Raw genomic sequence first — 21,893 nt, forward strand, 5'->3', positions numbered from 1 at the left:
GTGTGGACCATGTTCTCCATTCTTGGCATCCGCATTAAAGCAGAACTGAATCTGAGCGAAACCGAATTCGGCCTGCTGGTCGCGACGCCGATTCTCACCGGTTCGCTCGTCCGCCTACCGCTGGGCATTCTCACCGACCGCTTTGGCGGGCGCATCGTCTTCTTTATCCAGATGATCATCGTCGCCATCCCGATCTACGGGCTGGCGTTTGCTACCCAATACTGGCAGTACCTGACGCTCGGCCTGTTCGTGGGCCTGGCCGGCGGCTCCTTCGCCACCGGCATCGCCTACACCTCGGCCTGGTTCAGCAAGGAACGGCAGGGAACGGCGATGGGCATTTTCGGCGCGGGTAACGCCGGTTCCGCCATTACCAACCTGGTCGCGCCACTCCTCGTCGTCGCCTACGGCTGGCGAATGGTGCCGCAAGTCTATTCCATCGCCATGCTGGTCATGGCCGTCGCGTTCTGGTTTTTCACCTACCCCGACCCTAAGACCGAAGAACGTAAAAAGTCGGGAGTCCATCTGACACTTGGCCAGCAACTCACGCCACTGATGGATTTGCGGGTGTGGCGGTTTGGCATGGCGTACTACTTCGTCTTCGGCGGTTTCGTGGCCCTGGCGTTGTGGCTGCCGAAATACTACGTTGGCGAATACGGGCTTGACCTGAAGACGGCCTCTTTCGTCACCCTGCTGTTCACCCTGCCTTCCGGCGTCATTCGCGCGCTGGGCGGCTGGATTTCCGACCGTTACGGCGGTAGCCAGACGACCTGGTGGGTGTTCTGGATTTCCCTGATCAGCCTGTTCTTTCTCTGCTACCCGCAGACCACCATGACCGTGCATACCTTGCGCGGCGATGTATCGCTGAATGTCGGTCTGGGCGTGGTGTCTTTCACCGTACTGGTGTTCGTGGTCGGCATCGCCCAGGGCATCGGCAAGGCCAGCGTCTACCGCAGTCTGGCCGACTACTACCCCAATAGCATGGGTTCGGTCGGCGGTCTGGTCGGCGTCATCGGCGGTCTGGGCGGTTTCACCATGCCCATTATCTTCGGCGTGGCCCTGGATGCACTCGGCGTGCGCAGCAGCGCCTACATGATCATGTTTGCGGTGCTGGCAATTACGATGTTGTGGACCTGGTTGGCCGAGCGGAATGAGCGTGAAGCGATTCTGGAGCGTCACGCCGACGTCCGCGCGGAACTGGAGCAAGCGCAACTCATCGAGCATGTCCGACCACGCCGGCATCTGCTGGTCGACTGGCGGCCCGATGACGAAACCTTCTGGGAGAAAACCGGTAGCCGCATCGCCAACCGCAATCTATGGCTGTCAATGCCGGCCTTGCTGCTGGCCTTCGCCGTCTGGGTGGTCTGGAGCGTGATCGTGGTCGAACTGCCGCATATCGGCTTCCAGTTCACGCCCAATCAACTATTCTGGCTGGCGGCGTTACCGGGTCTGTCGGGCGCCTTGTTCCGCCTGTTGTTTTCGTTCGTGGTGCCGATCTTCGGCGGACGCAACTGGACGGTGTTCAGCACGGCGCTGCTGCTGTTGCCGACCCTGTGGATTGGCGTGGCGGTGCAGAACCCCAACACCCAGTATGCCGTGTTTGTGGCAATCGCCCTGCTGTGTGGCCTGGGCGGCGGCAATTTCTCCTCCAGCATGGCCAATATCAGCTTCTTCTATCCGCAGCGCCTGCAAGGCACCGCGCTGGGTCTGAACGCTGGCATTGGCAATCTCGGCGTGGGCCTGGCGCAACTGATCGCGCCGATTGCAGTGTACGGCGGGGCGTTGCTGGTGCTGGGCGGCGATGCACAAAGCCATCTGGACGGTGGAACCACCGCACAGATCTGGGTGCAGAACGCTGGATTTATCTGGGTTCCCTTCATCGTACTCTCGGCCATCGCCGCGTATTTCGGCATGGACAATATTGCCAGCGTAAAAGCCGGTTTTGCCGAACAGGCGGCGATTTTCGGGCACAAGCACCAGTGGCTGATGAGTTGGCTGTACATCGGCACTTTCGGTTCCTTTATCGGTCTGGCCGCCGGTTTCCCGATGCTGGTCAACACTCTATTTCCCGGTGTGGATGCCTTCCAGTTCGCCTTTATCGGCCCAATGTTGGCTGCCTTTGTGCGACCCGTCGGCGGCTGGCTGGCGGATCGTCTGGGCGGCGCGGTCATTACCTTCGCCATCTTCATCATCATGGGGCTAGCGACCTTGGCGGCGGCGGCGTTTCTGCCCGGCGCAAACGATAGCGGTAACGTGATCGGCTTCGTAGCGATGTTCCTGGTGTTGTTCCTGGCCGCCGGCATCGGCAACGGCTCTACTTTCCGCATGATTCCCATCATCTTCCGCACCCTGCGGGAGCGGCAGGTCGCTGACCGAAACGATGCAGTGGCGCTGGAGCAGGCGCGGCGCGAGGGCGCGACCGAAGCCGCTGCGGCTATGGGATTAAGCGCCGCTGTAGCGGCTTTCGGTGGGTTCTTCATCCCGATGGCCTACGGCGCGTCCATTGAGTTGACCGGCAGTCCCCAGGGCGCGTTGTTCTTCTTTAGCCTGTTTTATCTGAGTTGCGTGGGGGTGACCTGGCGCTGGTATTTCCGTAAAGGCGCGGAGGTGGCGTGTTAGAAACGGCATAAACGCCCCCCACTGAAAACTGAAAACTGAAAACTTAACTTAAAACTTCATACTATTGAGAGGTTTTATCATCATGGCCGATATTCGTGACTGGCGCGTGGAAGACCCTCAGTTCTGGGAATCCACGGGCAAAAGCATCGCTAACCGCAACCTGTGGATTTCGATCCCCAGTCTGCTGTGCGGCTTTGCGGTGTGGATCTACTGGAGCATCATTACCGTCCAGATGCTCAACGCCGGTTTTCCGTTCAAGCCGGCGGAACTGTTCACCCTGGCGGCGATCGCCGGTCTGACCGGCGCGACTTTGCGCATTCCGTCGAGCTTTTTCATTCGCATCGCCGGCGGGCGCAACACCATCGTGTTCACCACGGCGCTGTTGATGATTCCGGCGCTGGGCACTGGACTGGCGTTGCAGAGTCAGGACACGCCGCTCTGGGTGTTTCAATTACTGGCGTTTCTGTCCGGTTTTGGCGGCGGCAACTTCGCCTCCAGCATGTCCAATATCAGCTTCTTCTTTCCCAAGCGGATGCAGGGACTGGCGCTGGGCTTGAACGCGGGCCTGGGTAATGCGGGCGTCACCACCATGCAAATTCTGGTGCCGTTGGTCATGACCATTCCGCTGCTCGGCTCCTTCGGCGGCGAACCCATCGCCCTGGTGCAAACCTCGGGTACGTTGATCGGCAAAATCGCTGCGGGTACGCCGACCTATATTCAGAACGCCGGCTTTGTCTGGTTGTTCCTGCTGATTCCGCTGGCCTTCATCGGCTGGTTCGGCATGAACAATATCCGCACCGAGGAGGTTTCGCCACACATTGGTTCACCCCTGGGCGCGATCACCAAGATCGTCGGGATGTTGCTGATTGGCTTTGTCGCCGCCGGCGTCGGTTTGTATCTGATTCTGCCCGCGCCGACCGGACTGGGGTTGCCGTCATGGACCAAGTGGGTGGTGTTGCCCGGCGTGATTGCGCTGACCGTGTTCCTGCTCAAACTGATTCCCGGCGAGATCAAGCCGAATTTGCAACGGCAATTCCAGATTTTCGGCAACCAGCACACCTGGGTCATGAGCGTGATTTACACCATGACTTTCGGTAGTTTCATCGGCTATTCCGCCGCATTCGCCCTGGCGATCAAGGTCATTTTCGGCTTTAGCCACATTGAAGGCGCGGATGGGGTGTTAACGCACAGCACGGTGAATCCCAACGCGCCCAGCGCCTTGATGTATGCCTGGATGGGGCCGTTTATCGGCGCGCTGATCCGGCCGATTGGCGGCTGGATTTCCGACAAGGTGGGCGGCGCTTTGGTCACGCAAGTGATTACCGTAGTGATGATCGGCGCGGCGCTGGGCGTCGCGTATTACATGAGCGCCGCTTATCAGTCAGCGACGCCGGAACAGTATTTCCTGCCGTTCTTTCTGTTATTCCTGACCTTGTTCGCGGCCAGCGGCATCGGCAACGGATCCACCTTCCGCACCATCGCCATGGTATTCCCCAAGGAACAGGCCGGGCCGGTGCTGGGCTGGACTTCAGCCGTCGCGGCGTATGGCGCGTTCATCATCCCGCAGGTGTTCGGCGAGCAGATCAAGGCCACGACGCCGGAATACGCGCTCTACGGTTTTGCGGTTTTCTACTTCATCTGTCTGGTGCTGAATTGGTGGTACTACCTCGGCCCCAAGGCGGAATTCAAGAATCCTTAAGTAAGTCATGCGTAGGTTGGGTTAGCGCGCAGCGCGTAACCCAACCTACATTTAATATGAGGTTGATTATCATGAGTCATTTTCTTGATCGACTAAATTTCTTTAAAAAAATCACTGACACTTTTTCCGGCGATCACGGCATCGTCACTAACGAGGATCGCGGCTGGGAGGACGCCTATCGCGCCCGCTGGCAGCACGACAAGATTGTGCGCTCCACCCACGGGGTGAACTGCACCGGTTCGTGTAGCTGGAAAATCTATGTCAAGAACGGACTGGTCACCTGGGAAACCCAGCAGACCGACTATCCGCGCACCCGCGATGAATTGCCGAACCATGAACCGCGTGGTTGCGCGCGCGGCGCGTCCTACAGTTGGTATCTGTACAGCGCCAACCGGGTCAAATACCCGATGATTCGCGGGCGGCTGATCAAGCTGTGGCGCGCGGCGCTGGCCGTCAACAAAGACCCGGTCGACGCTTGGGCGTCCATTGTGGAAGACCCGGCCAAGGCCAGCGAATACAAGAGTCAGCGCGGTTTGGGCGGTTTCGTCCGCTCCACCTGGGATGAAGTGAATCAGATCATCGCCGCCGCCAATGTGTACACCGCCAAGCACTACGGCCCGGATCGCATCTACGGCTTTTCGCCGATTCCGGCCATGTCGATGGTGTCCTATGCCGCCGGTTCGCGTTATCTGTCGCTGATCGGCGGTGCGGTCGGCAGCTTCTATGACTGGTATTGCGATTTACCGCCCGCCAGCCCGATGGTCTGGGGCGAGCAAACCGACGTGCCGGAATCGGCGGACTGGTACAACTCGACGTTCCTGATGATGTGGGGTTCCAACGTCCCGCAGACCCGCACCCCGGACGCCCATTTCATGACCGAGGTGCGCTATCGAGGCGCCAAGATCGTGGTGGTCTGCCCGGATTATTCCGAAGCGTCCAAGTTCGCCGATGTCTGGCTGCATCCCAAACAGGGCACCGACGCGGCGGTGGCGATGGCGATGGGGCATGTCATCCTGCGCGAGTTTTACCTTGATGGAAGGTCCGAGTATTTCACCGAGTACGTGCGCACCAAGACCGACTTCCCTTATCTGGTGATGCTCGATCCGCGCGAGGATGGAACCTATGTCAATGGCCGTTTTCTGCGCGCTTCCGACTTGGCGAACAACGCCGGTCAGGCGAACAACCCGGAATGGAAAACCCTGGCCTTCGATGAAATCAGCGGTCATCTGATCGTCCCCAATGGCTCGATCGGCTTCCGCTGGGGCGAGCAAGAAGGGATGGTCGGCAAGTGGAATCTGGAGCCAAAGGCAGCGCTCTCCGGCGCGGAAACCCAGCTGCGCCTGTCGGTCAACGAGATCAAGGATGCGGTAGCGCCGGTCGCTTTCCCCTATTTCGGTTCCACGCAACACCCGCATTTCGCCTGCACCGCGCATAACGCCGTGCAAGTCCGCCATGTGCCGGTGAAGAAGGTGAAACTGGCCGACGGTTCCGAGGCGCTGGTCGCCACGGTCTACGACCTGACTTTGGCGCAATACGGTCTGGATCGCGGACTGGGCGGCGATAACGTCGCCAAAACCTACGATGACGATGTGCCCTATACCCCGGCCTGGCAGGAGAAAATCACCGGGACGCCGCGCGAACAAATCATCACGGTCGCTCGTCAGTTCGCCGAGAACGCCGATAAGACCCACGGTAAATCGATGGTCATTATCGGTGCGGCGATGAATCACTGGTATCACATGGACATGAATTACCGGGGCATCATCAATATGCTGATGATGTGCGGCTGCGTCGGCCAAAGCGGCGGCGGCTGGTCGCACTATGTCGGTCAGGAGAAGCTGCGCCCGCAAACCGGCTGGACCGCGCTGGCCTTTGCCCTGGACTGGCACCGCCCGCCCCGGCACATGAATTCCACTTCATTTTGGTACATCCACAGCAGCCAGTGGCGGTATGAGAAGCTGGCGATGACCGAAATTCTCTCGCCGCTGGCCGATCCCAAACAGTGGCAGGGTACGCAGATTGACTACAACGTGCGTTCGGCGCGCATGGGCTGGCTACCGACTGCGCCGCATTTCGACGCCAATCCGCTGCAGATCGCCAAAGACGCTGCGGCCGCCGGTCAAGCGCCGAACGAGTATCTGGTCGAAAATCTCAAGGCTGGCAAAATTAATTTCGCCTTTGAGGATCCGGATAATCCGGTTAATTTCCCACGCAACCTGTTTGTGTGGCGCTCCAACCTGCTCGGCTCGTCGGGCAAGGGCCATGAATACTTCCTCAAGTATCTGCTCGGCGCAGTGCATGGCGTCCAGGGCAAGGATTTGGGCGCGGAAGGCGGCGAGAAACCGCAGGAGGTGAAATGGCGCAAGGGCGCGGAAGGCAAGCTCGATCTACTGGTGACCCTGGATTTCCGCATGTCCACCACCTGCATGTATTCCGACATCGTGCTGCCGACCGCCACCTGGTATGAGAAGAACGACCTCAACACCAGCGACATGCATCCGTTCATTCACCCGCTGAGCGCAGCGGTCGATCCGGCCTGGGAGTCGCGCACCGACTGGGACATTTTCAAAGGCATCGCCAAAGCGTTTTCGGCAACCTGTCCCGGTCATCTCGGCGTGGAAAAGGACATCATCGCGCTGCCGACTCTGCACGACACCCCCAGCGAACTCGCGCAACCCTTGACGGTGAAGGACTGGAAGAAGGGCGAATGCGAGCTGATTCCGGGCAAGACTGCGCCCAGTCTGGTGGTGGTGGAGCGCGACTACCCAAGCACCTACCAGAAATTCACCGCGCTCGGCCCGCTAATGACCAAGGTGGGCAACGGCGGCAAGGGCATTGCCTGGAACACCGAACACGAGGTGGAGGCGCTGGCCACGCTGAACTACACCGTGCAGGAGGAAGGCGTTGCCAAGGGTTTGCCGCGCATCGAGACCGACATCGACGCAGCTGAAGTGATCATGATGCTGGCCCCGGAAACCAATGGCCATGTCGCGGTGAAAGCCTGGGAAGCACTGTCAAAAATCACTGGCCGTGACCATACCCATCTGGCGATTCCCAAGGAACACGAGAAAATCCGTTTCCGCGACATCCAGGCCCAGCCGCGCAAGATCATTTCCTCGCCGACCTGGTCCGGTCTGGAAGATGAAAAAGTCAGCTACAACGCCGGTTACACCAACGTCCATGAACTGATTCCGTGGCGCACCCTGACCGGTCGCCAGCAGTTTTATCAGGATCATCCGTGGATGCTCGGTTTTGGCGAGGCGATGTGCGCTTACCGCCCGCCGGTGGATATGAAGACGGTGGAGCCGATCATCGGCAAGAAGCCGAATGGCCATAAGGAAATCGTGCTGAACTTCATCACTCCGCATCAGAAGTGGGGCATCCATAGCACCTACACCGACAATCTGCTGATGCTCACCCTGTCGCGTGGCGGCCCGATCATCTGGATGTCGGAAATCGACGCCAGGAAGGCCGGCATTGAAGACAACGACTGGATCGAAGCTTACAACCTCAATGGGGCCATCGCCGCTCGCGCCGTGGTCAGTCAACGGGTGCCGGAAGGCATGTCGATGATGTACCACGCTCAGGAAAAGATCGTAAACACCCCCGGTTCGGAAATTACCGGCACGCGCGGCGGCATTCACAACTCGGTCACCCGCACCGTACTCAAGCCCACGCACATGATCGGCGGTTACGCCCAACAGAGCTACGGCTTCAACTATTACGGCACGGTCGGCGCGAATCGCGATGAATTCATCATCGTGCGCAAGATGGCCAAGGTGGACTGGCTGGATGACGAACCTGAGGCGGTCGCTGAGGCGGTGGGTCACTGATTGTTGCTGTTAACCACGAAAGACCCGAAAGACCCGAAAATTTTTTGGAATGGGTCGGTCGGGTCTTTGGTGGTGAACCGAGAGGATAGAGAGAAATGAAAGTACGCGCGCAAATCGCCATGGTGCTGAACCTGGACAAGTGCATTGGCTGCCACACCTGTTCCGTGACCTGCAAGAACGTCTGGACCAGTCGCGACGGCATGGAATACGCCTGGTTCAACAACGTCGAGACCAAGCCCGGCATCGGTTACCCGAAAGACTGGGAGAATCAGCAGCAGTGGAACGGCGGCTGGAAACGGCGCAAGGATGGCAAACTGGAGCCGAAACAGGGCGGCAAACTGAAAATCCTGTCCAATATCTTCGCCAACCCGGACATGCCGGCGATTGATGACTATTACGAACCGTGGGACTACGACTACGCGCATTTGCAGAATGCGCCGGAGTCGAAAGCCATGCCCACCGCCCGCCCGCGCTCCGCGATCAGCGGCGAGCGGATGCAGAAAATTCACTGGGGGCCGAACTGGGAGGAAATTCTCGGCACCGAATTCGCCAAGCGCTCGAAGGACTACAACTTTGAGAAAGTGCAGAAGGACATTTACGGCGAGTTCGAAAACACCTTCATGATGTATTTGCCGCGCCTGTGCGAGCATTGCCTGAACCCGGCCTGCGTGGCGTCCTGCCCTTCCGGCGCGATCTACAAGCGCGAGGAAGACGGCATCGTGCTGATTGATCAGGACAAGTGCCGGGGCTGGCGGATGTGCGTCTCCGGTTGTCCGTACAAGAAGATTTACTACAACTGGAATACCGGCAAATCGGAAAAGTGCATCTTCTGCTACCCGCGCATCGAGACCGGACAACCGACGGTCTGTTCGGAAACCTGTGTGGGCCGTATCCGCTACCTGGGCGTTTTACTCTACGACGCCGATCGTATTGAAGAAGCCGCCAGCGTCCTGGATGAGCAGAGTCTCTATCAGGCGCAACTCGATATGTTCCTCGATCCGTTCGACGCCACGGTGCAGGCCGAAGCCCGCAAGGCCGGCATTCCCGAACCGTGGCTGAAAGCGGCTCAGGAGTCGCCCATCTACAAAATGGCGATTGAATGGAAGATCGCCTTCCCGCTGCATCCCGAATATCGCACCCTGCCGATGGTCTGGTATGTGCCGGCGCTGTCGCCGATCCAGGCCCGCGCCGAGGCCGGTCAGATCGGCATGAACGGCATCATCCCGGATGTCGGTTCACTGCGCATTCCCTTGAAGTATCTGGCCAATCTGCTGACCGCTGGCGATGAGCAGCCGGTCAAGCAGGCGCTGGAGCGGATGCTGGCCATGCGCGCCTACATGCGGGCCAAGACTGTCGATGGGGAAATCCGCGACGATGTGCTGAAAGCGGTCAACCTGCGTATTGATCAGGTCGAGTCAATGTACCGTTATCTGGCCATCGCCAATTACGAAGATCGCTTTGTTATTCCTACCAGTCACCGCGAATACGCCAGCGCGACTTATGACGCCTTTGGCGAACGCGGCGGTTGCGGGTTCAGCTTCGGCAACGGTTGTTCGCCGGGTACGGACAAGACCAACCTGTTCGGCGGCAAGAAGGTGACGACGCGCCGGGCGGTTCCGATCAAGGTCGAGCCGGCGAAAGGCTAAAGGTTAAAGGCTCAAGGCTCAAGGCTCAAGGCTCAAGGCTCAAGGCTAAGGTGAAATCAATGAAAACCTTGAAAGTCCTGTCTGTTCTGCTCGCGTACCCGCAAGCGGAGATGCAGGCGGCGCTGAGTGAAATGGTGGACGTTCTGGATCGGGAAACCCGGTGGCTGCCTAAACGCGACTATCGGGCGTTGCTGGCGCTGATCGAGTACCTGCGCCGCACCGACTTGCTGGAATTGCAGGAGCGGTATGTGCGGCTGTTCGACCGGGGCCGGGCGCTGTCGCTGCATTTGTTCGAGCATATCCACGGCGAATCCCGGGATCGTGGCCAGGCGATGATCAACCTGTTGGAGGTGTACCGTCAGCACGGTTTTGCACTGAGCGCCCGCGAGTTGCCGGATTATCTGCCGCTGTTTCTCGAATATCTGGCGCAACGCCCGGAGGGCGAGGCGCTGGACATGCTGACGGACGCCATGCCGATTATTGCTTTACTTGGAGCGCGATTGAACGAACGCGGCAGCGATTATCACGTCGTGTTCGACGCGCTCACGGCGCTGGTCGGCGAACCGGCGGAGATCGAAGACATTCGCCAGCAAGCCGCGACCGAGGGGCCGGATGAAGTCATTGTTAATATGGACAAAATCTGGGAAGAGGAGGCGGTGACGTTCCTGGCGAATCAGACAGGATGCGCCAGCCACCGCCTGCGGCCTGACGCCACGCAACCGGTGCAGTGGATGCGCCAGACCGGCGCAAAGCAGTAACCCGCTCGCTCCCTGTAACGCTCCCCTCACCCGCTTGCGGGAGAGGGATTGAGAGGTGAGGGCCGCTCCCACACCCATAGATGAGGCACAAGATCATGAGTTACTTTGATACCCTGTTGTTTGGCGTTTATCCTTATCTGGCCGGCACGATTTTTCTGCTCGGCAGCCTGGCGCGCTTCGACCGTGACCAGTTCACCTGGAAAGCCCATTCCAGTCAGCTCCTGAGCAACAAGAACATGCGCTGGGCCAGCAATCTGTTTCATGTCGGCATTCTGCTGCTGTTTATTGGTCATTTCGTCGGTCTGCTGACGCCGCCGGAACTGTTCCATGTCCTCGGCATTTCCGCCGGCGCCAAGCAGGTGCTGGCCATTGTCGCCGGCAGTATCGCCGGGCTGATGTGCTTTGTCGGGCTGACGATGCTGGTGCGGCGGCGTTTGACCGATCCCCGCGTGCGCGCGAACAGTACGCGAATGGATATTTTTATTCTGTTGCTGCTTTATGTGCAGTTGATTCTCGGCTTGCTGACCGTGCCGGTGTCGCTGATGCACTTGGACGGCGGCAATATGCTGCTGCTCATGGCTTGGGCGCGGAACGTCGTGACCTTCGATCCAGCGGAAGCCGTCGCGGCGATCAGCAGCATCGGTTTCCTGTTCAAGTTGCACATCTTCCTGGGCCTGACCACCTTCCTGGTGTTCCCGTTCAGCCGCCTGGTGCATATCTGGAGCGCCCCGGTGACTTATCCAGTGCGCCCTTATCAAGTCGTGCGGCAACGCTGAGGTCCTTGACGCCCATGCCTCCATCCCCAACCCCGCTGGTCGATCGTTTCGGTCGCCGGGTCACCTATGTCCGGTTCTCGGTGACCGACCGCTGCGACTTTCGCTGTCTCTACTGCATGAGCGAGCAGATGACCTTTCTGCCGCGCGCGCGCGTGCTGACGCTGGAAGAACTGGCGACGCTGGGTCGGGCGTTCGTGGCGCTGGGCGCGCATAAAATTCGCATCACCGGCGGCGAACCCCTGGTGCGGCAGAATGTGTTGTGGCTGTTCCGGAAATTGGGTCAGTTGCGTGAACGCGGCTTAGCGGAACTGGTGCTGACCACCAATGGTTCACAACTGGAGCGCTACGCCGCCGACCTGCACGCCGCTGGCGTGGCGCGAATTAACATCAGCCTGGACAGCCTGAACCCGGATCGTTTCCGGCGCATCACCCGGGTGGGCGACCTGGAGACCGTGTTACGCGGCATTCGGGCCGCTCAATCCGCCGGTTTCCAGCGACTGAAACTGAACGCGGTCATTCTCAAGGGCCGCAATCACGAGGAGGTCACCGATCTGGCGCGTTTCGCGGTCGATAACGGACTGGACATCAGCTACATCGAGGAAATGCCGCTGGGCGTCATCGGCGATCACGACCGCGCCGCCGCCTATTATTCCAGTGACGCCATCCGCGCCGATCTGGCCCAAACCTTTACCCTGATTCCTTCCACCGAAACCACCGGCGGCCCATCACGCTATTACCGCATTCCCGGCAGTCAAACACGCATTGGCTTCATTTCGCCGCACAGCCACAACTTCTGCGGCGATTGCAACCGGGTGCGGGTCTCCGCCGAAGGCCGGTTATTGCTCTGCCTGGGCCAGGAACATTCCGTGGATTTGCGACATGTCCTGCGCGCGCATCCCGGCAACCTTGAGCGACTGAAGCAGGCGATTGTCGCGGCCATGGCGATCAAGCCACGCGGCCATGAATTCCAGCTCGGCGGCCAACCGGTCATCCTGCGCCACATGAACCATACTGGCGGTTAATTCAAAATGGTCGCAGGTAGCGACCGCTACGCGGCTATTCCATGACGGCTGATTCAGGGATGCCGGCCGATCGACCTGTAGAAAACGGAAGAATCATGCAATTGCCCATGCCTGCGTTGAAACGCTTTGCCCGGCTCTATCTGATTCCCGACATGGTCAGCCCCCCGCTGACCGAATACTCCCGCACTTGTTTGGCCAGCTTCGCCGCGTTGGTATGCACTCTGTTACTGGCCCGCTCGTTGCTACCGGAAATCCCCGCTACGCTTCTTTGCGGGCCGCTCGCGGCTTCGACTATCCTGCTGTTCATGTTGCCGCATAGTCCGCAAGCGCAACCCTGGCCGGTCGCCGGCGGCTACCTGGTCGCCACCCTGACGGGCATTAGCGCAGGATTGCTGATGCAAGACCCGCTCTGGGCAGCGCTGATCGCTGTTCCGCTTACCGCCTGGCTGATGAGCGTCTTGCGCTGCCCGCATCCACCGGGCGCCGCGGCGGCGGTCGTATTCGCTACAACGTACTCGGCAACCTGGCCCTCCTTTGGATTCAGCGCGGCTCTGGGTGGGATGCTGATTTATCCCGCGCTGCTGTTGGGCGGCGCGCTGGCGCTGAACAATACCGCCTTGCGCCGTCCTTATCCCCATTGCAAAGCGCCTCCGCCGAAAACCATTCATCGAACCGACGATCCGCCGCCCCTGGCGCGTTTGGGGTTGCAAACCGCCGATTTGTATCAAGCGCTGCGGGAAGTTGAAACCTTCATGGATATTGCCGAGGATGACCTGGAGCGCATTTATGTGCTCGCCTCCCGCCATGCTTTTCAGCGCCATATCGGCTTGACCTGCGCCGACATCATGAGCCGCGATGTGATTTCCATCGCTCCGACCACGCCCCTGGATGAAGCCTGGCGACTCTTGCGACGGCACAAAATCAAGGTGTTGCCGGTGGTGAATCCTGAAAAACGGATTGTTGGCGTTGTGACCGTGGCCGATTTTTTGAAGCGCTTTGATCAGGACGAACCGCTGGTTCTGCACAGCCGCCTGCGGAGCTGGCTCGGGCGTGACCCCACGGAAAAGCGCGGGTTCCCGCAAACCGTGGTTGAAATCATGACCGCGCCCGTCCGAACGGTCGCTGCCCGCACCCCGGTCGTCGATCTGGTGCCCCAGTTATCCGACTGGGGGTTTCATCAATTGCCGATCGTGGACGAGCGCCAGGAGTTATGCGGGATTATCACCCAGACCGACCTTATTGCCGCTTTGTATCATCGCTGGGTCTTACAAACTTCTGCTGATGAAGCGCATTAGAGGCTGTGTGCCTGGAAGGGCTGAACTAAAAGGTCCTCGTCTTCCGGGTTGGCAAACCCCACGCCCCCCCGGAATCAAGTCCTGGTTCGTTGCATCCTGCTGAATGAGGATATCCTGACCCAGGATCTCTCAATGATCCTTGGCGCATGGCGAGTATGTATTACCATACTGTCTGATGTTACCAATATCAGTAATAGTTATATGACGACCCTTGACGGTAATCAATCCTGAATCGCTCAAATTGTGCAACACCCGCGATAGCGTCTCCGGCGTCAGATTCAGCCGCGAGGCAATCACCTGCTTGCTAGCGGGAAGTTCCAATTCAACAAAACCGCTTTCCCGCGATCCCGTCAGTTGCAACAGAAAGCCAATCAGCCGCTGCGTCGAAGAGCGCAGTGAATAATTCTCCACATCCTCAATCAGGCCGTGCAACCGGATGCTCAAGCCAGCCAGCATCCGGCGGGCAAAGGCGCTGTCATGGTCGATTGCTGTGAACAGACTGTGTTTGGCGATCAGCAACAGTAACGAATCTTCCAATGCCTGGCTCAGCACTGGACTGGGTCGCTCCATAAACACAACCGCTTCGCCAAAACTTTGCCCTGACTCCACGATTGACACGACTTTTTCATTCCCCTGTGGCGAGGAAAAGGCCAGCTTGATCGCACCGCAAACGACCACATAGAAGCCGTCCAGTATTGCGCCTTTCTGAAACAGAATTTGCCCTTTGTCCAGCCGGATTTCCCGCGCGTCCGTCGCCAAGTGACTGATCTCGCTATCATGCAATTGCTGGAAAAGCGGCAGGTTACTCAAGGTCCGAGCGATATCAACAGGTTTATCCATGGTTTTTTGCTTCTTTCTGGTTTGCTGGATGATTGGAACGCAGGGGAAATTCCCTGCTTCAGATCAGGGGATCCTGCTTAAACTTGATTCAAATCAAGGCATGATCACCCCGGTTGCTGTATTTAATTAACGTGAGTTCTGGATAAGGATGGGGAGATGGTCCCCGATGTGGAACCTGTTAAGGTTCCTGGTTACCACACCGACTACACCGAGGGCCATCCCGATGAGTTTAGAAGACTTATTCTGTGACGTTGATGAGTTCTGCCAAGTATTTCTGCCTGCCTGGCATCGTCAACTCCTAACGGAGGGTACCCGCCAACGACGGCGGGCCAGTCGCTTGACCCTCAGTGAAATCATGACGATCTTGATTTATTTCCATCAGGCACAGTACCGCAACTTCAAGGCCTTTTATCTGTTGCAAGTGTGCCGGCATTGCCGCGGTGAGTTTCCCAACCTGTTGAGCTACCATCGCTTTGTGGCCCTGATTCCCACCGCCCTGATGCCGCTGTGCATTTACTTACAGACCCGGCGCGGCCAGGACACCGGGATTGCCTTCGTCGATGCAACGTCCTTGGTGGTGTGCCACAACCGCCGCATTCACAGCCACCGGGTCTTCCAGCAGGTGGCCCGTCGCGGCAAAACCTCCATGGGGTGGTTCTATGGCTTCAAGCTCCATCTTGTCGTCAATGACCGGGGCGAACTGCTGGCCTTCCGTATTACCCCTGGCAACGTCGATGATCGAGAACCGGTACCCGAATTGACAGCGGGGTTGACCGGCAAATTGATCGGCGATCGCGGTTATATTTCCCAACAATTGTTCGACGAACTCTGGGAACGAGGGTTACAGTTGATCACCAAAATTCGCCGGAACATGCGCAACAAATTGATGCCCATGGTCGATAAGTTATTGTTGCGTAAGCGTGCCCTCATCGAAACCATCAACGACCAAATCAAGAACATTCAGCAGATTGAGCACACCCGGCATCGCAGCGTGGTCAACGCCATGGTCAATGTTTTGGCCGCTTTGGGGGCTTACACCCATCAACCTCGCAAACCCTCGCTGCATTTGTCTCAAAATGATCTTAACCTATTGACTTACGATGAATAATAAACGGAACTCACGTTAATTAGGCGTCCAAACCACGAACCGGGGAGGCGGCGGCGTCCGCTTCCTTATGGGGGAGCGCACCATGCCACACACTCGCTTAAAAATAAAACAACTCAGCCTGGCTCTGGCTGCCCTGCCATTAGTCGCCAGCTTTGCTTTGGCCAAGGATGAACCGGAAGCCAAAAAGGGCGTCACCGAGGCTGAAGTCAAATACCAGGCCGGCGGCTCGCCGCTGGCTGGCGCGGAGATGCATCAGAACATTAATCCCAAAGCCCCGCCCATGACCGCCGCCGAATTCGCCAAGGGCCGCCAGGTTTATTTTGAGCGTTGCGCCGTTTGTCATGGCGAAAATCGCCTGGGTGGGCTGGGACCGGCGTTGCTGCCGCAAAATCTGGAGCGGTTGAAGCGTTCCCAGGCCCTGACCGTGATCAATGCCGGACGAATCGCCACACAAATGCCCGGCTTTCAGGCACAGCTTAAACCGGAGGAAATTCAGGCGCTGGTCGCGTACCTCTACGCGCCGCCCAGGGAAAATCCGGTCTGGGGCGAAGCCGAAATTCGCGCCTCGCGGATTGAACACGTCAAGGCGGATACGCTGCCGAATCAGCCGCAATTCACCGCCGATCCGCTCAATCTGTTCGTGGTGGTGGAAGCGGGTGATCATCATGTCACGATTCTCGATGGCGACCGGTTCACTCCGCTGGCGCGCTTTCCCAGCCGCTTCGCCCTGCACGGCGGCCCCAAGTTTTCTCCGGACGGGCGCTTTGTTTACTTCGCCTCCCGCGATGGCTGGATCGCCAAGTACGATCTTTACAATCTGAAAATGCTGGCGGAAATCCGCGTCGGCATTAACACTCGCAATCTGGCGGTGTCCAGTGATGGTCAATGGGCAATGGCAGCCAACTCGCTGCCGCACACCCTGGTGTTGCTGAACGCGGTGGATTTAAGTCTGGCGCGCATTATTCCCGTAGTGAATGACGCCGGCCAAAGCTCGCGGGTATCGGCGGTTTACGACGCCGCCCCGCGTCAGAGCTTCGTAGCCGCGCTCAAGGACATCCCGGAAGTGTGGGAGTTGAGCTATAACCCCAAGGCCGAGCCGGTGTTCAAGGGCTATGTTCACGATTATAAAATGGGCGAAGCCATCGCCGCGCCCGGGATGTGGACGCCGCGCGTGACCCGGTTGGACGCCATTCTTGACGACTTCTTTTTCAGCCCGGACTATGCCTATGTGCTGGGCGCCGCCCGTCCCGTCGATGGGAACACGCCATCGACGGCCAGCGGCCAAGTGGTGAATCTGGATGTGCGGCGCAAAATCGCCGACGTGCCGTTGCCAGGCCTGCCGCATCTGGGTTCGGGGATTTCCTGGGATTATCAGGGTCGTCGGGTCATGGCGACGCCCAATCTCCGGGAAGGCGTGATCAGCGTCATCGACATGCAGGACTGGAAAATCCTCAAGGAGATCAAAACGGCTGGCCCGGCATTCTTCATGCGCAGCCATGAAAACACGCCTTACGCCTGGGTGGACGCCATGATGAGTCCCGCCAAAGACACCCTGCAATTGCTGGACAAGCGCCGCCTGGAAATCGCCCATACCTTGCGTCCCGCGCCCGGCCAGACTGCCGCGCATACCGAATTCACCCGCGACGGCAAATACGCCCTGGTGTCCATTTGGGAAGACGATGGCGCGCTGGTGGTCTACGATGCAGCGACCTTGAAGGAGATCAAGCGTCTGCCCATGCGCAAACCGGTCGGCAAATACAACGTCTATAACAAAATCACCCGTTCCGAGGGAACGAGTCATTAAATTCAGCGGATCAGGCGGCGTCGAGTTGTGCAGTAGCGTGCTGCAACTGTCTGCGGACCACCCCCACCTTGAGGCGATCCTTGTATTGACTGAGCAGTTTCAAGGTGCTCTCCACGTACTCCTGCGAGGAGATGTCGTCAGCGATATAATGTTGCAACAAGCTGAGCCAGAATGCATGAATTTCGCATTGCGGCGACCGCCGCTCGCCCAACAGCGGGCAATCCGGGCAACGCGCCTTGACCAAAATCTGCGCCACCGCGTTCTTTTGCCACTGGCGTCGATATTCACGGGCATGCGCCCCGATCCACTCCATGGCGCGCTGGTTACGCTCGCTGTCGGGAAATGGCCCGACATACTCTTCAATGGCGCTGATTTGCCGAAGCAAAAACTCGGCATCAGATACTTCAAGATGCTGGTTTTGGCCCATGAAACGGCTGATGAGGGCTAACAGGGGGTCGTCGACGATGTACATGATTTTGATCACGCCTGACAGAATCACGGGCGAAAATCATAGCAAAAGATTGTGCGATGCACAAAAAATTAAATGCTTCAGCGACGCTTGCCGAGTCAAACCCTCATGAATTTGCCCCTGTTTGCAAAGCCCGCGACGCCACAACCGGGCATCGCCTTATTCAACCTGGGATTCCGGCCGTTTTTCCTCGGCGCGGGGATTTTCGCCATTCTCGCTATGGCGCTATGGATGGGGGTTTATCTCTTTCAATTGCCCGTGCCGATGACCGGCATTTCCTATTTTCAGTGGCATGCGCATGAAATGATCTACGGTTTCAGCCTGGCGGTGATTGCTGGATTTCTGCTGACCGCCGTTAAAAACTGGACGGGCGTGCAAACCCTGCATGGATTCAGCCTGCTGGCCTTGTTCGCCTTGTGGGCGCTGCCGAGAATTCTGTTTTTGTTCGGAACGCGCTTTATGGTGATCGCATCCCTGTTGGATCTGCTGTTCCTGCTGGGGCTGACCGTTGCCGTCGCCTATCCGGTCTTTAAGGTTAAACAATGGCGGCAAATCGGTATTTTAGCCAAACTGGCGCTGTTTATCGTGACCAGCGGCTTTTTCTATCTGGGCATCACCGGCGTTCTGGAACCAGGGGTTTACTGGAGTTTGTATGGCGGCCTGTATTTAATTATCGGCCTGATCCTCACCATGGGCCGGCGCGTCATCCCCTTTTTCGTCGAAGTCGGCGTGGGCTATCCGGTCAAACTGTTCAACGCCAAGTGGATCGATGGGTCAAGCCTGGCGCTGTATCTGGCTTTTTTTATCGTCGCGGTGTTCATGCATGAACCTCGGTTATTGGCGTTGCTGGCCGCTGGTTTGTTCGTCATTCTCTCCATCCGCTTAATCGGTTGGCATACCGTCGGCATCTGGAAAAAACCGCTGTTATGGAGTCTGTTCATCGCCCTGTTCTTCATTGATCTGGGCTTTTTACTGGTGGCCTTAAGTGGTTTCCTGAATCTGTCGGCCATGCCGGTTATCCATGCGTTCAGCTATGGCGGCATTGGTTTGATGACGCTGAGCATGATGACGCGCGTTTCACTGGGCCATACCGGCAGAAATGTGCAGGAGCCGCCACGCGCGATGACCCTGGCTTTTGGGGCGATGATGGTGGGAACCGTAGTCAGGGTGTTCCTGCCGTTGATCGATCCAGCGCATTACCCGATCTGGATTGGCCTCTCGCAGCTCCTGTGGATCATCGCCTTTGCGATTTTCATCATCCTCTACGCGCCTATCCTGATCAAACCAAGAATCGATGGACAATTTGGCTAATTTCAAGATGAGATCACCGATGCCCCCTCCTGCTTCATCTACGCCCACTCCCCTGGAACTGGTGTGTCCGGCGGGCAACCTGCCCTCGCTCAAGGCCGCTGTTGACCACGGCGCTGACGCGGTTTATATCGGTTTCCGCGATGACACCAACGCCCGCCACTTTCCCGGCCTGAACTTTGACGCCAAAACCGCTGCGCAGGGCGTCGAATATGCGCAGCGTCGCGGACGGCGCGTGTTCGTCGCCCTGAACACTTTCCCGCAACCTTCCGGTTGGGAACGCTGGCGGACAGCCGTCGACCGGGCGGCGGAACTGGGCGTGGACGCCATCATCGCCGCCGATATCAGCGTGCTGGATTACGCCTGCCGTCAGCATCCCCATTTGCCTTTGCATCTATCGGTACAGGGTTCGGCCACCAACTACGAGGCCATTCGCTTTTATCATGAGCATTTCGGCATTCGCCGGGTGGTGCTGCCGCGCGTCCTGGCCTTGCCCCAAGTGCGTCATGTCCTGGAACACAGTCCGGTGGCGCTGGAGGTCTTTGGCTTTGGCGGCTTGTGCATCATGGTCGAGGGTCGCTGTCTGCTGTCTTCCTATGTTACCGGCGAGTCGCCGAATCTGTGCGGCGTCTGTTCGCCAGCCAAGGCGGTGCGCTGGCAGGAAACGCCGCAGGGCCTGGAAACCCGCCTGAATGGGTTGTTGATCGACCGCCATGCGCCCGGCGAACCGGCCGGTTATCCCACCCTGTGCAAAGGACGCTTCGCCGTGGGCGAGCAGGTGTATTACGCCATTGAAGAACCGACCAGCCTCAACACCCTGGAGCTGTTGCCGGAACTGTACGAGATGGGCATTGCCGCGATCAAAATTGAGGGTCGCCAGCGCAGTCCCGCCTATGTCAGCCAGGTTACTCAGGTGTGGCGCGCGGCGATTGACGCCTGCCGCCGGCATCCCGCCGGTTATGCGCCCAAACCGGAATGGCAACGGGCACTGGGCAAGGTGTCGGAAGGCCAGCAGACGACGCTCGGCGCATATCACCGTCGTTGGCAATGAGGACTGCACATGAATAACGCAACATCGCGCCTTCCCAAACTGGCGCTGGGGCCGGTGCTGTATTACTGGCCGCGTGAAACCCTGCTGGCCTTTTACCAGCAGATGAGCGCCACGCCGGTGGACATCATCTATTTGGGCGAAACGGTCTGCGCCAAGCGCCGGTCGCTGAACACCGACGACTGGCTGGAATTGGCCGAACGGTTGACGGCGGCGGGCAAGGAAGTGGTGCTCTCCACGATGACGCTGCTGGAAGCCGAGTCGGAACTGAAAACTTTGCGTCGCTGGTGCGCCAATGGCCGTTTCATGGTCGAAGCCAACGACCTGAGCGCCGTGCATCTGCTATCCGGTCAGGCGCCTTTCGCGTTGGGAACCGGCATCAATGTCTACAATCATCACACCCTGGGCTTTCTGGCCAGTCTGGGCGCCCGGCGCTGGATCATGCCGGTGGAGTTATCGCGGGTCGCGCTGGCGGAAATTCAGGCGCAGCGTCCGGCAGGGATGGAAACCGAAGTGTTTGTTTATGGTCGGTTGCCGCTGGCCTCTTCCGCGCGCTGCTTCACCGCCCGCTATCACAACCTGCCCAAGGACGATTGCCAGTATCGCTGTCTTAACGACCCGGAAGGGTTGACGGTGAGCAGCCGCGAAGGTCAGGCGTTTCTGACGCTCAACGGCATTCAAACCCAGTCGGCGCAAACCGGTAACCTGTTGGCGGAACTGGCGGAGTTGCAAGCATTAGGCGTGGATGTCCTGCGCATCAGTCCGCAGGCCGAGGGAACGGAGCGAGTGATTGCTGCATTTGCCGCCGCGCTGCGCGGTGAATGCGACGCCGGCGAAGCGGCGGCAACGCTTAACGCCCGTCTGCCGTATGGGGCGTGCAACGGCTATTGGCGGGGACAGGCGGGATTGCAGCAGATCGCTGCGTACTGATGGGCTATTCAAGCGCCGCTTAACCGCTCGTAAGCGCTTATCAAACCCGTTGCGGCGCGTAACAGCGGCGGCAACAGACCGCCCAGCGCCTCCAGGTCCGCGCCGTCCAGCCAGTTCTTCAATTCCAGCCCCAATGCAGTGTCGCCGGCCATCACCACTCGCCGGTGGAAAAACAGCGTATCGGAATCTTCGCGGCGGGTGGCCAGCGCCAGGAAATCGTAAAGAGCGCCGCTGATGGTCAAATCCGGCGCGGCTGCGGTTGGCCCGGCGGTGAATCCAGTTGCGTTGATCAAGGAGAGTCGGTATGTGATCCTGGCGTCGCGGACTTCAATGAGCAAGGTCCGCTGGCGCAAAAACGCGAATTCGCCTTGCTGAATCTGTTCGGCCAGCAGGATGTTCAGGGCGGCAGCCAGCGCGGTTGAATGAACCGCCTCGGGCAACAGGGCCAGCGGCCAGGCCAGCGGAGCGGGTAACCTGGGGTGGGGCGGGAACAGCGCGCTAAATAAGGTGGGCACGATTGCCTCCTTCATCTGCGTTTGCGCAGTCAAGCACGGCATTCAGATCGAGTTGCTGCAAGGTTGAAATCGCATACTCCCAGCGGCCCTCGGCGCACAGACCGAGAACACCGCCTTCTTCGTAGGCTTCCAGCGCGGCTTTAATACAGGCCGCGCGCACCGCTTCAGCAAGTTGTTGCTTATTTGTCAAGTGCATGGAATTTCTCAATGGAATCATCGATTGACT

The 21,893-nt window shown here is 58.7% G+C and carries 17 protein-coding genes; 13 read left to right on the forward strand and 4 right to left on the reverse strand.

The window, feature by feature from the left end; genetic code table 11:
- The 8 genes from H6973_17030 to H6973_17065 form a co-directional block, all read left to right on the forward strand.
- The coding region (locus H6973_17030; GenBank protein MCP5127281.1) for an MFS transporter at positions 1 to 2,616 on the forward strand (2,616 nt) is incomplete at its 5' end.
- Positions 2,617 to 2,698: 82 nt separating this feature from the next.
- A complete protein-coding gene (locus H6973_17035) occupies positions 2,699 to 4,315 on the forward strand; it encodes an antiporter (GenBank protein ID MCP5127282.1) in 1,617 nt (538 codons plus the stop codon).
- A 71-nt stretch (positions 4,316 to 4,386) separates the two neighbouring features.
- On the forward strand, positions 4,387 to 8,148 hold the full coding sequence (locus H6973_17040) for a nitrate reductase subunit alpha (protein MCP5127283.1): 3,762 nt from the start codon (positions 4,387 to 4,389) through the stop codon (positions 8,146 to 8,148).
- 95 nt (positions 8,149 to 8,243) lie between these two features.
- Positions 8,244 to 9,794, forward strand: coding sequence for a nitrate reductase subunit beta (gene narH / locus H6973_17045; protein ID MCP5127284.1), 1,551 nt, complete (start codon positions 8,244 to 8,246; stop codon positions 9,792 to 9,794).
- Between the two features lie 59 nt (positions 9,795 to 9,853).
- Positions 9,854 to 10,552: a nitrate reductase molybdenum cofactor assembly chaperone gene (gene narJ / locus H6973_17050; protein MCP5127285.1), complete on the forward strand. Its 699-nt coding sequence runs from the start codon at positions 9,854 to 9,856 to the stop codon at positions 10,550 to 10,552.
- Positions 10,553 to 10,647: 95 nt separating this feature from the next.
- The gene (gene narI / locus H6973_17055; protein ID MCP5127286.1) at positions 10,648 to 11,328 is read left to right on the forward strand and encodes a respiratory nitrate reductase subunit gamma; all 681 of its coding nucleotides are present in this window, start codon (positions 10,648 to 10,650) and stop codon (positions 11,326 to 11,328) included.
- 14 nt (positions 11,329 to 11,342) lie between these two features.
- Positions 11,343 to 12,350 carry a GTP 3',8-cyclase MoaA gene (gene moaA / locus H6973_17060; protein ID MCP5127287.1) on the forward strand — a complete coding sequence of 336 codons (1,008 nt, stop codon included), beginning with the start codon at positions 11,343 to 11,345 and terminating at the stop codon, positions 12,348 to 12,350.
- 95 nt (positions 12,351 to 12,445) lie between these two features.
- Positions 12,446 to 13,645, forward strand: coding sequence for a CBS domain-containing protein (locus H6973_17065; protein ID MCP5127288.1), 1,200 nt, complete (start codon positions 12,446 to 12,448; stop codon positions 13,643 to 13,645).
- Positions 13,646 to 13,774: 129 nt separating this feature from the next.
- Here the strand turns inward: H6973_17065 and H6973_17070 are convergent, their stop codons facing one another.
- Positions 13,775 to 14,485: a Crp/Fnr family transcriptional regulator gene (locus tag H6973_17070; GenBank protein MCP5127289.1), complete on the reverse strand. Its 711-nt coding sequence runs from the start codon at positions 14,483 to 14,485 to the stop codon at positions 13,775 to 13,777.
- A 223-nt stretch (positions 14,486 to 14,708) separates the two neighbouring features.
- Between H6973_17070 and H6973_17075 the strand changes: the two genes are divergently transcribed.
- Together H6973_17075 and H6973_17080 are read left to right on the forward strand one after the other, a co-directional pair.
- The gene (locus H6973_17075) at positions 14,709 to 15,593 is read left to right on the forward strand and encodes an IS982 family transposase (protein MCP5127290.1); all 885 of its coding nucleotides are present in this window, start codon (positions 14,709 to 14,711) and stop codon (positions 15,591 to 15,593) included.
- A gap of 247 nt (positions 15,594 to 15,840) precedes the next feature.
- Complete coding sequence (locus tag H6973_17080; protein MCP5127291.1) at positions 15,841 to 17,397, forward strand: c-type cytochrome; 1,557 nt, start codon at positions 15,841 to 15,843, stop codon at positions 17,395 to 17,397.
- 10 nt (positions 17,398 to 17,407) lie between these two features.
- Here H6973_17080 and H6973_17085 read toward each other — a convergent pair whose 3' ends face one another.
- Positions 17,408 to 17,896 carry a hypothetical protein gene (locus H6973_17085; GenBank protein ID MCP5127292.1) on the reverse strand — a complete coding sequence of 163 codons (489 nt, stop codon included), beginning with the start codon at positions 17,894 to 17,896 and terminating at the stop codon, positions 17,408 to 17,410.
- A gap of 78 nt (positions 17,897 to 17,974) precedes the next feature.
- Between H6973_17085 and H6973_17090 the strand changes: the two genes are divergently transcribed.
- The 3 genes from H6973_17090 to H6973_17100 are packed head-to-tail and all read left to right on the forward strand — an operon-like array spanning position 17,975 to position 21,152.
- Positions 17,975 to 19,177 (forward strand): NnrS family protein, encoded by a 1,203-nt coding sequence (locus H6973_17090; GenBank protein ID MCP5127293.1) that lies wholly within the window; start codon positions 17,975 to 17,977, stop codon positions 19,175 to 19,177.
- 19 nt (positions 19,178 to 19,196) lie between these two features.
- The gene (locus H6973_17095) at positions 19,197 to 20,225 is read left to right on the forward strand and encodes a U32 family peptidase (protein ID MCP5127294.1); all 1,029 of its coding nucleotides are present in this window, start codon (positions 19,197 to 19,199) and stop codon (positions 20,223 to 20,225) included.
- Between the two features lie 9 nt (positions 20,226 to 20,234).
- Entirely contained in the window at positions 20,235 to 21,152 is a 918-nt protein-coding gene (locus tag H6973_17100; protein MCP5127295.1) for a U32 family peptidase, read from the forward strand.
- 8 nt (positions 21,153 to 21,160) lie between these two features.
- On the opposite strand, the gene H6973_17105 is transcribed toward H6973_17100, so the two are convergent.
- On the reverse strand, positions 21,161 to 21,682 hold the full coding sequence (locus H6973_17105) for an SCP2 sterol-binding domain-containing protein (protein ID MCP5127296.1): 522 nt from the start codon (positions 21,680 to 21,682) through the stop codon (positions 21,161 to 21,163).
- Positions 21,651 to 21,863, reverse strand: a complete 213-nt coding sequence (locus H6973_17110; protein ID MCP5127297.1) for an acetyltransferase — start codon at positions 21,861 to 21,863, stop codon at positions 21,651 to 21,653. The genes H6973_17105 and H6973_17110 overlap by 32 nt, the downstream gene beginning before the upstream one ends.
- Positions 21,864 to 21,893 lie beyond the last annotated feature (30 nt).

Source organism: Gammaproteobacteria bacterium, assembly GCA_024235095.1.
GTDB lineage: Bacteria > Pseudomonadota > Gammaproteobacteria > Competibacterales > Competibacteraceae > UBA2383.